Consider the following 13,209-nt stretch of genomic DNA (forward strand, 5'->3'; position numbering starts at 1 on the left):
TGGGAAAGTGACAGGGGGGTGTGAAAAAAAATACGACTGATTTGCAAAATCCTTTGGGAGGCGGCAAGCCGGCTCCCAAAGGGTGGTCTGGCTGGGGCTATTTGGCGGTAACGGTGACCCACCACGGCGTATGCCGTTCGATCTTCACTGGCAGCACCGGTTGCAGCGAGGCCAGGGCCAGGTCGGTGTCGGTCAGCGGGAAACTGCCGCTCACGCGCAGCTCGGCCACTGCGTCGCTGACGCCCAGATGACCGCTGCGGTACTGGCCGAGGGTGGCCACCAGGTCGGCCAGGCGCACGTTGTCCACCACCAGCATGCCGCGGGTCCAGGCGTCGCTGCCGACCGCCACGGGGGTGACACTGCCCAGGCCGTCGGCGCTCATCAGCACCTGCTGGCCTTCGCGCAGCACCTGCTCGTCGCCGCTGTGCTGGGGTTTGGCAGCTACCGATGCCTGTAGCACCTCCAGGCGTGTGCCGGCCTCCTCGCGCTTGACCAGGAAGCGGGTACCCAGTGGGCGCAGACGGCCCTCCTCGGTGCGCACCAGCAATGGGCGGCTGTCCTTGTGGCCGGTTTCCACCGAGATCTCGCCCTGGTGCAGGACGATCAGCCGTTGTTCGCCCTGGAAGTCGATGTCCACTGCGGTCTGGCTGTTGAGGCTGAGCAGGGTGCCGTCTTCCAGGCGCAGGGTGCGCAGCTCGCCGGTACTGGTGCGTTGGTCGGCCAGCCAGTAGGTGGGCGACAGTGACGGTGCGCCGGCCCAGGCCAGCAGGCCGCCGAGCAGCAGCATGCCGGCAAGGCCGCCCAGACGCTGGCGCAACCCGGCCCGGGATTGCAATAGAGTGTGGCGTACCGGCCCGGCGGCAGTGTTGACGCGCTGGTCGAGCATGCCCAGTTGCAGCCAGGCGCGGGCGTGCTCCTCGTGGGCGGCGTGCCAGCGCGTAAACTCGCTGCGTTCGTCCGGGGTACCGCTACCTTCGTCGAGGCACAGCTTCCAGGCGATGGCCGCTTCCAGCACCTTGCTGGACACCGGGGCATGCTTCATGTCGGCTCCCCATAAAGGGCGACATAGCACTGGCGCAGGCCTTGAGCGATGTACTGGCGCACGCGCGAGACCGACACCCCGAGGCGCTCGGCGATCTCGGCGTGCCCCAGGCCATCCAGGCGGTTGTACAGGAAGGCTGCCCGGGCCTTGCTCGAGAGCTTGCCCAGCAAGCGGTCGATGGCCTTGAGGTCTTCGAGGATCAGGTGTTGCTGTTCCGGTGACGGGTGCTCGGCTTCGGGCAGCAGCGCCAGTTCCGCGAGGTAGGCCTGCTCGAGGGCGGCGCGGCGGAAGTGGTCGAACAACAGGCCCTTGGCCACGGCGACCAGAAAGGCGCGGGGTTCGCGGGGGGCGTCCAAACGCTCGCGGCCGAGCAGGCGCACGAAGGTGTCCTGGCTCAGGTCCTCGGCACGCTGGCGGCAGGCGGTGCTGCGCTGCAGCCAGGCCAGCAGCCAGGTGCGATGGTCGCGGTACAGCGCGCCGACCAGTTCGGCATGTGGACTGTGCGCAGACGTCAAGAAGCGTTCCCCGGGAAAGAATGCGTTAACTAACGATAATTATTCGCGATTGTGGCAGAGGCAGGGGGGAGGGCGCAATTGACGCTTATCGGATTGCCAGCATGGCGGGGAGCGCGATAAAAGTCAGAGGCCGTGGTGCTGCGCCTTGCGTCGTCGCCACTGGCGCACCCGCTGCTCCAGCTGCAGCGGGCTGTCCAGTTGCTGGCGGCGCGCCTGGCTGAACAGGATCAACGCAAGTTCCGCGGTCACCTGGGCATCGGCGCTGGCATGGTGGCGGGCCTGGACTTCGAGGCCGAAACGGGCGATCCAGTCGTCCAGCCCGGCTTCGCGCAGCACGGTGTCGGGGTTGAGCATCGGCGCCAGCTCCGCCACGTCGAGAAACGGATGCTGCAGGCGCAGGCCCAGGCTGTCCTTCAACGCCCGGGCCAGCATGCGCTGGTCGAAAGGGGCATGGAACGCCAGTACCGGACTGTCGCCGATGAACGTCATCAGGTCGAGCAGTGCTTCGGCCGGTTCGCAGCCGGCGGCCAGGGCGCTGGGGCCCAGGCCGTGGATCAGCACGCTGGCGTTGGTTTTCTGTTCGGGGCGGCGCAGGGTCCGCTCGAACGGCCGACCGAGGTCGATGGCACCGTCCTCGATGGCCACCGCGCCGATCGACAGCACCTGGTCGCGATTGAGATTCAGGCCGCTGGTCTCCAGGTCCAGCACCACCCAGCGCTGTTCGCGCAGGGAGCACACGCCCAGGGGCGCAGGGCTGGGCAGCGCGGCCAGGCGCCGCTGCAGCGCCGCATCGAGTTCGGGGGCTGTGGGGCGCAACCAGGCGAACAGGTTCACAACTGGTACCGCAAGGCCAGGCTGCTCTGCAGGCGCTGGGCCTGGCGCAGGGACTCGCGCAGGATGCGCCGGTCCAGGTGGTTGAGGCTGTCGGGGTCGAGCCGGTTGGAGTAAGGCATGTTCTCGCGGCTCTGGCGCTGGTGCTGCTGCATGCGGGTCTGCTGGATGAAGTGGTAGGCCTCTTCATAGGCGGCGCCGTCGAGCGGGTCGATGATGCCCTTGGCGATCAGCTGGCGCAGCCGCTCCAGGGTATTGCACGCCGTGATGCCGTTGGCCAGGGCCAGCAGCCTGGCGCCATCGACAAACGGGGTCAGGCCCTGCACCTTGAGGTCGAGGGTGGCGGCCTTGTCGTCACCCTGGCGGGTCAGCACGAACTCGCGCAGGCGCCCGACCGGCGGACGCTGGCGCAGGGCGTTGTCGGCCAGCATGCGCTGGAAGATGCGGTTGTCCGCGACTTGCTCCAGCAGGCCCTGGCGCAGTTGCTCGCAGCCCTGCTCGTCGCCCCAGACCACGCGCAAGTCGAAGTAGATGCTTGAGCCCAACAGGTTCTCGGGGCTGGCTTCGCGCACGAAGCCGGCGAAGCGCCGCGCCCATTCGCCACGCGACAGGCACAGCTCGGGATTGCCGGCCATCACGTTGCCTTTGCACAGGGTGAAGCCGCACTGGGCCAGGTTGTGGTTGATCTGCTGGGCCAACGGCAGCAAGCGTGCGCGGATCGCCTCGGCTTCGGCGCCGTCACGGGCCTCGAATAAAATGCCGTTGTCCTGGTCGGTGTGCAGGGTCTGCTCGCGGCGGCCCTCGCTGCCGAAGCACAACCAGCTGAACGGCACGCCGGGGTCGCCGCGCTCGGCGATGGCCAGTTCGATCACCCGGCACACGGTATGGTCGTTGAGCAGGGTGATGATCTGGGTGATCTGCGTCGAGGAGGCGCCGTGGGCGAGCATGCGTTCGACCAGTTGGCCGATTTCGCCGCGCAGTGCCACCAGGCTGTCCAGCCGCGGTGCATGGCGGATGGTGCGGGCCAGGTGCACCAGGTCGACGCGCTGCAGGGAGAACAGGTCGCGCTCGGAAATCACCCCGCACAGGCGCTGGTTGTCCACCAGGCAGACATGGGCAATGTGGCGTTCGGTCATCGCCATGGCGGCGTCGAACGCACTGGCCTGGGGGCTCAGGTAGAACGGTTTGGCGGTCATGTAGCGCTCGATGGGCGCGGTCAGTTCGGCGCTGGCGTCGGCCACCACCTGGCGCAGGTCGCGCAGGGTGAAGATGCCGATGGGGTGGCGCTGCTCATCGATGATCACGATGCTGCCAACCTGTTGCTCGTGCATCAGCCGCACGGCTTCGCGCAGTGGCGTGTCTGGCGTGCACACCACCGGGTGGCGCAGCGCCAGCTCGCCCAGCGGTGTGTTGAGTGAGTACTGGGTACCCAGGGTCTCCACGGCGCGCTGGCGCACTTGCTGGTTGACCTGGTCGAGCAGGCTGCTGACGCCGCGCAAGGCGAAGTCGCGGAATACCTCGGACATGGAAAACACACGGATGAACGCGGCCTTGTCCAGTTGCAGGCAGAAGGTGTCTTCGCCGGCCAGGTGCTCGGTGCGGGTGGCCCGCTCGCCGAGCAAGGCCGCCAGCGGGAAGCATTCACCGCTGGTGATCTCGAAGGTGGTCTCGGTGCCTGGTTTGGTGACATGGTGACGTTCGCCGACCACGCGCCCCTGCTTGACGATATAGAAGTGCTCGACCGGGCCCTCGGCCGGCGTGATGATGCTTTCGCCGCCCGCGTAGAAGCGCAGCTGGCACTGTTCCACCAGGTAGGCCAGGTGGCTGTGTTCCATCTGGTTGAACGGCGGGAAACGCTGCAGGAACTGCAGGGTGCCCTGGATGTTTTGCAGTACCGCTGTCCTGCCGGCCTGGGTGTAGGCGTCCTTTTTGCTCATGAAGCTGACCGTATCGCTACGCCGAACTATATATATCTATCTATAGGGGTCGGCTTTGTTGTTCTCGGCCTCCATGGTCGGCTGGCCGTACTGTGGTGCCCATTGGACGTAAGTCTAGAGCGAGGCTGTCAAGGACCCGACGAAAGGCGAACCGGGCTATGTAAATTTCGCGGTCCTAAGCTGTGAACGAGATTTTTTTGACGAGATGGGCCATGGCCGAGCATGACGACATACTGAGTGACGCCGAGCGCGAGGCACTGGCTGGGGTGAGTGCGCCTGTCGCGGCTCGTCCCGTGGTGCTGGTGGTGGACGACAACCCGGTGAACAGCGAGGCGCTGAGCCTGTACCTGAAGAGCCGAGGTATCGCCTGCATGACGGCTGACGGCGCGCAGGAAGCGATGTTGAAGCTGCATTACGAACCGCGGATCGCACTGATGATCACCGACCTGCGCATGGAGCCGAAGGATGGCCTGGAGTTGATTCGCCAGATTCGCGAGTCCGAGCGGGCGGCGCTGTCGATCATCGTGGTGTCGGGCGACACCGATGTGAAGGAGGCGGTGGACGTGATGCACCTGGGGGTGGTGGACTTTTTGCTCAAGCCGGTGGACCTGGGCAAGTTGCTGGAGCTGGTACGCAAAGAACTGAGAATGGACTAATCGTACTGGGTCTGCTTCGCAGCCCAATCGCCGGCAAGCCGGCTCCCACAAGGATAGTGTTGACCTGTGGGAGCCGGCTTGCCGGCGATTGGGCCGCAAAGCGGCCCCTTGATGACCTACAGCCCGTTGCGCGCCTTGAACTCGCGACGACGACGGTGCAGGACCGGCTCGGTGTAGCCGTTCGGTTGCTTGGCACCCTCGATCACCAGCTCGATCGCCGCCTGGAACGCGATGTTGTCATCGAAGTTTGGCGCCATCGGGCGGTACAGGGCGTCACCGGCGTTCTGCTTGTCCACCACCGCGGCCATGCGCTTGAGGCTTTCCAGCACCTGCTCCTGGGTGACCACGCCATGGCGCAGCCAGTTGGCCAGCAGTTGGGCGGAAATCCGCAGGGTGGCGCGGTCTTCCATCAGGCCGACATCGTTGATGTCCGGTACCTTCGAACAGCCCACGCCCTGGTCGATCCAGCGCACCACGTAGCCGAGGATGCCCTGGGCGTTGTTGTCCAGCTCGTTGCGGATTTCCTCGCCCGACCAGTTGGTGTTGGCCGCCAGCGGGATGGTCAGGATATCGTCGACCGAAGCCGGGGTGCGCGAGGCGAGCTCGCGTTGACGGGCCTGCACGTCGACCTTGTGGTAGTGCAGGGCGTGCAGGGTGGCGGCGGTCGGCGACGGTACCCAGGCGGTGTTGGCCCCGGCCAGCGGGTGGGCGATCTTTTGCTCGAGCATGGCGGCCATCAGGTCGGGCATGGCCCACATGCCCTTGCCGATCTGCGCGCGACCCTGCAGGCCGGTGGCCAGGCCGACGTCGACGTTGTTGTTCTCGTAGGCGCCGATCCACTTCTCGTTCTTCATGGCGCCCTTGCGCACCACGGCGCCGGCTTCCATGGAGGTGTGGATCTCGTCACCCGTGCGGTCGAGGAAGCCGGTGTTGATGAACACCACGCGCTCGGCCGCAGCCTTGATGCAGGCCTTGAGGTTGACCGTGGTGCGGCGCTCCTCGTCCATGATGCCGACCTTGACGGTATTGCGCTGCATGCCCAGCAGGTCTTCGACGCGGCTGAAGATCTCGGCGGCGAACGCCACCTCTTCAGGGCCGTGCATCTTCGGCTTGACGATGTAGACACTGCCGCTACGGGTGTTCTTGCGGCTGGTGTTGCCGTTGAGGTTGTGCAGGGCGATCAGGTTGGTGAACAGGCCGTCCTGGATACCTTCGGGAATTTCGTTGCCCTGGGCGTCGAGGATCGCCGGGTTGGTCATCAGGTGACCGACGTTGCGCACGAACAGCAACGAGCGGCCGTGCAGGGTCACGCTGCCGCCATTGGGCGCCGCGTACTCGCGGTCCGGGTTCATGGTGCGGGTGAAGGTCTTGCCGCCCTTGCTCACGCTTTCGGCCAGGTCGCCTTTCATCAGGCCCAGCCAGTTGCGGTAGACGATGACCTTGTCGTCGGCATCGACGGCGGCGACCGAGTCTTCGCAGTCCATGATGGTGGTCAGTGCCGATTCCATCAGGATGTCTTTCACGCCGGCGGCGTCGGTGCTGCCGACCGGGGTACTGGCGTCGACCTGGATCTCGAAGTGCAGGCCGTTGTGCTTGAGCAGCACGGCAGTCGGCGCGGTGGCATCGCCGTGGAAACCGATCAGCTGGGCGTCGTCACGCAGGCCGCTGTTGCTGCCGCCCTTGAGGGCGACCACCAGCTTGCCGCCGTCGATGCGGTAGGCGGTGGAGTCGACATGGGAGCCTGCGGCCAGCGGCGCGGCCTGGTCGAGGAAGGCACGGCCGAAGGCGATGACCTTGTCGCCACGGACCTTGTTGTAGCCCTGACCTTTTTCAGCGCCGCCTTCATCGCTGATGACATCGGTGCCGTACAGCGCGTCATACAGCGAGCCCCAGCGGGCATTGGCGGCGTTCAGGGCGAAACGGGCGTTCATCACCGGCACCACCAACTGCGGGCCGGCCATGACCGCGATCTCGTCATCGACGTTCTGGGTGGTGGCCTGGAAGTCCTCGACTTGTGGCAGCAGGTAGCCGATCTCCTGGAGGAATGCCTTGTAGGCGACGGCGTCATGGGCCTGGCCTTTGCGGGCCTGGTGCCAGGCGTCGATCCTGGCTTGCAGCTCGTCGCGCTTGGCGAGCAGGGCTTTGTTCTTGGGAGCGAGGTCTTTAATGATCTCTGCCGCCCCGGCCCAGAACTTGTCGGCTTCGATGCCGGTTCCAGGAATCGCTTCGTCGTTGACGAAGTCGTACAGGGCCTTGGCGACCTGAAGGCCACCGACTTGAACGTATCCAGTCATTGCTTGCCTCACCTCTGCTCAGCTATTTCGCTTTCGCTCTTCTGTATTAAGCCTGTAGCGCTTCTCTAAACACGGCACCAGTGCATGCCCGCGCATTCCGGGGCGGCTGGGTGCGGCTCGCCAGACGGGCCGGCGGGCGGTTGGCGTATTTTCACAGGCGCCTTGGCAGACATCGAAACGACGTTTTTGTAGTCCGCGCCGATGCATACTACATGAAGCAGCAGGCAGGTAAACATCAGACTAAAAGCGTCGCTCTGCGACCGATTGGTCGCATAGGGTCACGCTGGGAGACGACATGTTCGCAAAAAACAGGTGGATTGTTCCAGATAAATCTTGAAACAGTACACGATTAGTTGGCCTGGCTGTCCTGCGGCAGGTTGCCGCGCCTTGCCTATACTGATTCGATCCCCGTATCGCCCCCATCTGCGGCGGCGCTTGCAGACGAATGAAGGAGTGGCCCCGTGGACCATCTTGTACTGACCGTGATCGCCCCTGACAAGGCCGGGCAGGTAGAACGTATCGCCCAGTGCATCGCCGATCACAATGGCAACTGGCTGGAAAGCCGCATGTCACGCATGGCCGGCCAGTTCGCCGGGATCTTGCGGGTGGCGGTACCGGCGGAGAACTACGCCGAACTGGTCGAGTCGTTGCAGAAACTGGGCGACCACGGCATTCGAGTGTTGATCGCCGAAAGCGGCATCGAGCCGTCCTGCACCTGGAAACCGATCGCCATGGAGCTGGTGGGCAACGACAGGCCGGGCATTGTCCGTGACATCACCCGCCTGCTGGCGGAGCTTGGGGTGAATGTGGAGCGCCTGAGCACCGAGGTGCGCCCGGCACCGATGAGCAGCGAGCCGTTGTTCCAGGCCGATGCGCTGCTGGCGCTGCCCTTGACCCTGTCGCTTGACGAACTGCAACAGCGGCTTGAGAACCTGGCGGACGATCTGATGGTGGAGTTGAGTTTGCGGCCTGAGGAATGAGGCGAGTTGTCGGGCGTGACCCAGCTTCTTTATCCAGATTCTACGGGGATGCCCCTGTGGATAACCTGGGGGCCTTCGCCGCCAGCCCAGAGCCCGCGCCGGTTAGCCAGCATTGAGCAAAAAACACCCAGTAATCAGTCGCTTGTGCACAAACCACGGGGACGAGGGTGTGGATAACCTCTGGAGACCTTGCTGCAGGCCACGCATTCCGTGGTCTGCAGCTATTTGATCATTAATTGATCAGGCGCGCTTGCGCAAACTCACCCAGGCATCGACGCTGTAGACCGCCAGGCCTGCCCAGATACATGCAAATGCCATCAGTGTGCTGGACGAAAGATGCTCATCGAACAGCCACACCGCTTGCAGCAACACCAAGGTCGGCGCCAGGTACTGCAGGAAGCCCAGGGTGGTGTACGGCAGGTGGCGCGCGGCGGCGTTGAAGCACACCAGAGGTATCAGGGTTACCGGGCCGGCGGCGATCAGCCACAGTGCCTCGCTGCTGTTGAAAAACGCCAGGCTGGCGCTGTTGGCCGTTGGGTGCAGCAGCAGCCAACCGACCGCCAGTGGTACCAGCATCCAGGTTTCGACCACCAGGCCGGGCAGCGCCGCGACCGGCGCCTGCTTGCGGATGAGCCCGTAGAAGCCGAAGGACAGTGCCAGCGCCAACGATACCCAGGGCAGGCTGCCGACCTGCCAGACTTGTTGTGCCACCCCGAGGGCCGCCAGGCCCACTGCCAGCCATTGCAGGCGGCGCAGGCGCTCACCGAGCAGCAACATGCCCAGTAGCACGTTGATCAGCGGGTTGATGTAATAGCCCAGGCTGGCCTCGAGCATGCGCCCGTTGTTCACCGCCCATACATAGGTCAGCCAGTTGCCGGCGATCAGCGTGCCGCTCAGGGCCAGGATGGCCAGGCGCCTGGGGTTGTCGCGCAGTTCGCGCCACCAGCCGGGGTGCTTCCACACCAGCAGCAGGAGCGAACCGAACAGCGCCGACCAAAGCACCCGATGGACGATGATCTCTACCGCCGGGACGCTCTGGATGGCTTTGAAGTACAGGGGGAACAGGCCCCAGATGATGTAGGCGCCGAGGCCTAGAATGTACCCGCGACGCGGGTTTGCGGCGTGCATGCAGAATCCTTGCTTAGGTAGCTAAATAAAGCGACGCCTATTGTAGACAGAGCGCGACGTGCACCTAGAACAATTTCAGCGGTTGTTCATCGAGGGCGGCCATTTGCTCACGTAGCGCCAGGATCTGGTCCCCCCAGTAGCGTGGTTGGCCGAACCACGGGAAGCTGCGGGGGAAAGCCGGGTCATCCCAGCGACGAGCCAGCCAGGCGCTGTAGTGCAGCTGGCGCAGGGCGCGCAGTGGCTCGATCAGGGCCAGCTCACGCGGGTCGAAGTCGTGGAACTCGTTGTAGCCGTCGATCAGCTCGGCCAGCTGGCCGAGACGCTCCTCGCGACTGCCGGCGAGCATCATCCACAGGTCCTGCACCGCCGGGCCCATGCGGCAGTCGTCGAGATCGACGACGTGGTAGATATCGTCGCGATGCATCAGGTTGCCGGGGTGCAGGTCGCCGTGCAGGCGGATCAGTTGGTGCGGGGTGCGGGCGTAGATATCCTCGACCCGCTTGAGCAGGTCGTGGGCCACGGACTCGAAGGCCGGCAGCAGCTCGCGAGGGACGAAGCCACCGTCCAGCAGAGTGTTGAGCGAGGCATGGCCAAAGTTGTCCACAGCCAGCTGTTCACGGTGTTCGAATGGCCGGATGGCCGCCACGGCATGCAAGCGCCCGAGCAACTGACCCAGGCGGTACAACTGGTCGAGGTTGCCCGGCTCCGGGGCATGGCCGCCACGGCGCGGGAACAGGGCAAAGCGAAACCCCTGGTGCTCGAACAGGGAGCGGCGCTCGTGCAGCAGCGGCGCCACCACGGGCACTTCGCACTCCGCCAGTTCGGCGGTGAAGGCATGTTCTTCGAGGATTGCCGCATCGCTCCAGCGCCCAGGGCGATAGAACTTGGCGATCAGCGGTTGTTCCCCCTCGATGCCCACCTGATAGACACGGTTTTCGTAGCTGTTGAGCGCCAGCACCCGCGCATCGCTGAGAAAGCCAAGGCTTTCCACGGCGTCCAGCACGAGGTCGGGGGTGAGGGTGTCGAAGGGGTGGGACATGAAAGGCTCCAGGCGCGGGGACGGCGTGGCTGCATGTTACCCCAATCACAAGGCAGGCCCCGCCCTTGTCGTAGCCGGTTAGACCGGCACCCCCAGCAACACGAACGACGGATGGAACTGCACTCGCATCATGCTCTGCGGCCCGACTTGATACTGCGCCAGCCAGTCAGCCTCGGCGAAAGCGCACAAAGTCTGCCCGTTACCCAGTGCCAGGCGCACCTCGACTGGACCGTCCTGCTCACCGACAAGCTCCTCGACCTTGGCCTTCAGGCAATTGCTGCCTTGCTCCGCCAGCTCGTCCGGCCCCAGCAACTGCACCCACCCCGCCTTCAGCAGCGCCACCACCGTGCCCCCAAGTGCCAGTTCCAGGCGTTCGGTACTGCCCCGGGTGATCAAGGCCTCGATCTCCAGGCCGCCGCCCAGGTCCAGGCTGATACGGTCATGCCGGCCTTCGCGGCGCAGCCCGCTGATGCGTCCCTGCAACTGGTTGCGCGCACTGGTGCGCAGCATCAGCCGGCCAAGCAGGGCGAAGTCGCTGCTGTCCTCGGCGGACTCCAGGATCTCTGCCTGCAACGCCTGCAGGCGCTGGTACAGACGCAATACCCGTTCGCCTTCGGCGGACAACCGGGCGCCACCACCGCCCCGGCCGCCGGTGCTGCGTTCCACCAGGGGCTGCGCCGCCAGGTTGTTGAGTTCGTCGATGGCATCCCAGGCGGCCTTGTAGCTGATCCCCGCGGCCTTGGCGGCGCGGGTGATGGACCCCTGTTCGGCGACATGTTGCAACAGGGCGATGCGCTGTGGGCGGCGGGCGATGTGCTGGGTGAGCAAGGCGGGCAGGGACATGGGTGGGCATCAGGCGTGGTGAAGGTTCCGCGACGTTGCCGCCGTCACCGGGTCAAGTCAAGCCTGGCCCGGGCGCGGTGTGCGCGCCAGGCAGTAGATATCCACCTGCCGGGCTCCGGCTTTGCGCAGCAACCGGGCGATGGTCTGCGCGGTCGCCCCGGTGGTCAGCACGTCGTCGACCAGCGCCAGGTGCAGGCCCTCCAGTTCACTGCCCGGGGTGAGGGCAAAGGCCTGGCGCAGATTGCGCTGCCGGGCCTTGGCACCAAGCGCCTGTTGCGCCGGTGTATCGCGTACCCGCTGGAGCAGGTGCTCGTCGCAGGGCAGGCGCAATTGCCTGGCGAGCCAGCGGGCGAGCATCGCCGCCTGGTTGAAGCCGCGCTGGCGCAGTCGACGCCCGGCCAGGGGAACGGGCAACAAGCGATCCGGCCGCGGCAAGCCCTCGTGATAGTGGTGGCTCAGGTTCTGGCCGAGCAGTTGGGCGAGCAACCGCCCCAGGGGCCACTGGCTGTTGTGTTTGAAGCGGCTTATCAGGGTGTCGACGGGAAAGCCGTAATGCCAGGGCGCGATCACCCGTTTGAATGCCGGTGGGCGGCGGCTGCAACTGCCGCAGAGAAGGTCGTCCAGGGCCAGGGGCAGCGCGCAACGGCGGCATTGCTCCTGCAGCCAGGGCAGCGCCTGCTCGCAGGCGACGCACAGTGGGTAGGGCTGCCCCGCGAGCTCATCGCAAAGCAAACAGGATTGTTCGATATTTGTACAGATGTAAACCAGTGTGTTCTTGATTGGTTGACAGTTCATGGGGCCTTCCGTGACTATGCGAGCTATCCGTGATGCGCTGGTGGGTTTCCCTGTCCCGGCGTCAGTCAGACCATAGATAAGGAAACGCCGATGAGCGCCAGCGCAATTGCAACAACCCGTCACGACTGGTCCCTGGCCGAGGTCAAGGCACTGTTCCAGCAGCCGTTCAATGACCTGCTGTTCCAGGCCCAGACCGTTCACCGTGCACATTTCGACCCCAACCGCGTGCAGGTTTCCACGCTGCTGTCGATCAAGACCGGCGCCTGTCCGGAAGATTGCAAATATTGTCCGCAGTCCGGCCACTACAACACCGGGCTGGAAAAACAGAAGCTGATGGAAGTGCAGAAGGTGCTGGAGGAGGCCGCCCGGGCCAAGGCCATCGGCTCGACCCGCTTCTGCATGGGCGCGGCGTGGAAGCATCCCTCGGCCAAGGACATGCCCTACGTGCTGGAGATGGTCAAAGGGGTCAAGGCCATGGGCCTGGAAACCTGCATGACCCTCGGCAAGCTCGACCAGGAGCAGACCCAGGCCTTGGCCCAAGCCGGCCTGGACTACTACAACCACAACCTCGACACCTCGCCGGAGTTCTACGGCAGCATCATCACCACCCGCACCTACAGCGAACGCCTGCAGACCCTGGCCTACGTGCGTGACGCCGGCATGAAGATCTGCTCCGGGGGCATCCTTGGCATGGGCGAGTCGCTGGACGACCGCGCCGGCCTGTTGATCCAGCTGGCCAACCTCCCCGAGCACCCGGAGTCGGTGCCGATCAACATGCTGGTCAAGGTTGCCGGCACGCCGCTGGCCGACGAGGAAGACGTCGATCCGTTCGACTTCATCCGCATGCTCGCCGTGGCCCGGATCCTCATGCCCAAGTCCCACGTGCGCCTGTCGGCCGGCCGTGAGCAGATGAACGAGCAGATGCAGGCCCTGGCGTTCATGGCCGGGGCCAACTCGATCTTCTACGGCGAGAAGCTGCTGACCACGGCCAACCCGCAGGCCGACAAGGACATGCAGCTGTTCGCCCGCCTGGGTATCCAGCCGGAAGCCCGTGAAGAGCACGCCGACGAAGTGCACCAGGCCGCCATCGAACAGGCGCTGGTCGAGCAGCGCAGCAGCGAGCTGTTCTACGACGCAGCCTCGGCCTGA

The 13,209-nt window shown here is 65.1% G+C and carries 11 protein-coding genes and 1 pseudogene; 3 read left to right on the forward strand and 9 right to left on the reverse strand.

Going from position 1 to position 13,209, the window contains the following annotated elements; all coding sequences use genetic code 11:
• Positions 1-97: 97 nt before the first annotated feature.
• The 4 genes from ACZ9C1_RS20415 to ACZ9C1_RS20430 all read right to left on the reverse strand — a co-directional run bounded on the left by ACZ9C1_RS20415 (position 98) and on the right by ACZ9C1_RS20430 (position 4,325).
• A complete protein-coding gene (locus tag ACZ9C1_RS20415; RefSeq protein WP_277502531.1) occupies positions 98-1,042 on the reverse strand; it encodes a FecR domain-containing protein in 945 nt (314 codons plus the stop codon).
• A complete protein-coding gene (locus ACZ9C1_RS20420; protein ID WP_038707220.1) occupies positions 1,039-1,557 on the reverse strand; it encodes an RNA polymerase sigma factor in 519 nt (172 codons plus the stop codon). Before ACZ9C1_RS20420 ends, ACZ9C1_RS20415 begins: the two co-directional genes overlap by 4 nt.
• A gap of 123 nt (positions 1,558-1,680) precedes the next feature.
• Positions 1,681-2,391, reverse strand: a complete 711-nt coding sequence (locus tag ACZ9C1_RS20425; RefSeq protein ID WP_476254318.1) for a 3'-5' exonuclease — start codon at positions 2,389-2,391, stop codon at positions 1,681-1,683.
• On the reverse strand, positions 2,388-4,325 hold the full coding sequence (locus ACZ9C1_RS20430; RefSeq protein WP_277502534.1) for a putative nucleotidyltransferase substrate binding domain-containing protein: 1,938 nt from the start codon (positions 4,323-4,325) through the stop codon (positions 2,388-2,390). Before ACZ9C1_RS20430 ends, ACZ9C1_RS20425 begins: the two co-directional genes overlap by 4 nt.
• Before the next feature lie 205 nt (positions 4,326-4,530).
• Here ACZ9C1_RS20430 and ACZ9C1_RS20435 point away from each other — a divergent pair.
• Positions 4,531-4,981, forward strand: a pseudogene (locus tag ACZ9C1_RS20435) (response regulator).
• 116 nt (positions 4,982-5,097) lie between these two features.
• Here the strand turns inward: ACZ9C1_RS20435 and ACZ9C1_RS20440 are convergent.
• On the reverse strand, positions 5,098-7,275 hold the full coding sequence (locus ACZ9C1_RS20440) for a malate synthase G (RefSeq protein WP_476254319.1): 2,178 nt from the start codon (positions 7,273-7,275) through the stop codon (positions 5,098-5,100).
• Between the two features lie 461 nt (positions 7,276-7,736).
• Between ACZ9C1_RS20440 and ACZ9C1_RS20445 the strand changes: the two genes are divergently transcribed.
• Positions 7,737-8,255, forward strand: a complete 519-nt coding sequence (locus ACZ9C1_RS20445; RefSeq protein ID WP_457378211.1) for a glycine cleavage system transcriptional repressor — start codon at positions 7,737-7,739, stop codon at positions 8,253-8,255.
• 240 nt (positions 8,256-8,495) lie between these two features.
• Here ACZ9C1_RS20445 and rarD read toward each other — a convergent pair whose 3' ends face one another.
• From rarD to ACZ9C1_RS20465, 4 genes are all read right to left on the reverse strand, one after another.
• A complete protein-coding gene (rarD, locus tag ACZ9C1_RS20450) occupies positions 8,496-9,383 on the reverse strand; it encodes an EamA family transporter RarD (protein ID WP_277502536.1) in 888 nt (295 codons plus the stop codon).
• 64 nt (positions 9,384-9,447) lie between these two features.
• Positions 9,448-10,422, reverse strand: coding sequence for a serine/threonine protein kinase (locus ACZ9C1_RS20455; RefSeq protein ID WP_476254320.1), 975 nt, complete (start codon positions 10,420-10,422; stop codon positions 9,448-9,450).
• A 78-nt stretch (positions 10,423-10,500) separates the two neighbouring features.
• Entirely contained in the window at positions 10,501-11,265 is a 765-nt protein-coding gene (locus tag ACZ9C1_RS20460; protein WP_277502538.1) for a TOBE domain-containing protein, read from the reverse strand.
• Between the two features lie 57 nt (positions 11,266-11,322).
• Positions 11,323-12,060, reverse strand: a complete 738-nt coding sequence (locus tag ACZ9C1_RS20465; protein ID WP_277502539.1) for a ComF family protein — start codon at positions 12,058-12,060, stop codon at positions 11,323-11,325.
• Positions 12,061-12,150: 90 nt separating this feature from the next.
• Here ACZ9C1_RS20465 and bioB point away from each other — a divergent pair, with 90 nt between their 5' ends.
• Positions 12,151-13,209 carry a biotin synthase BioB gene (bioB, locus tag ACZ9C1_RS20470; RefSeq protein ID WP_110697436.1) on the forward strand — a complete coding sequence of 353 codons (1,059 nt, stop codon included), beginning with the start codon at positions 12,151-12,153 and terminating at the stop codon, positions 13,207-13,209.

It is taken from the genome of Pseudomonas sp. TE21435 (assembly GCF_056279265.1).

What these genes read in the sequence shown, in the direction of transcription:
- ACZ9C1_RS20415 (WP_277502531.1), bottom strand. Translation starts at nt 1,042, where the DNA reads ATGAAGCATGCCCCGGTGTCCAGCAAGGTGCTGGAAGCGGCCATCGCC.
- ACZ9C1_RS20430 (WP_277502534.1), bottom strand. Translation starts at nt 4,325, where the DNA reads ATGAGCAAAAAGGACGCCTACACCCAGGCCGGCAGGACAGCGGTACTG.
- ACZ9C1_RS20440 (WP_476254319.1), bottom strand. Translation starts at nt 7,275, where the DNA reads ATGACTGGATACGTTCAAGTCGGTGGCCTTCAGGTCGCCAAGGCCCTG.
- rarD (WP_277502536.1), bottom strand. Translation starts at nt 9,383, where the DNA reads ATGCACGCCGCAAACCCGCGTCGCGGGTACATTCTAGGCCTCGGCGCC.
- ACZ9C1_RS20455 (WP_476254320.1), bottom strand. Translation starts at nt 10,422, where the DNA reads ATGTCCCACCCCTTCGACACCCTCACCCCCGACCTCGTGCTGGACGCC.
- ACZ9C1_RS20460 (WP_277502538.1), bottom strand. Translation starts at nt 11,265, where the DNA reads ATGTCCCTGCCCGCCTTGCTCACCCAGCACATCGCCCGCCGCCCACAG.
- ACZ9C1_RS20465 (WP_277502539.1), bottom strand. Translation starts at nt 12,060, where the DNA reads ATGAACTGTCAACCAATCAAGAACACACTGGTTTACATCTGTACAAAT.
- bioB (WP_110697436.1), top strand. Translation starts at nt 12,151, where the DNA reads ATGAGCGCCAGCGCAATTGCAACAACCCGTCACGACTGGTCCCTGGCC.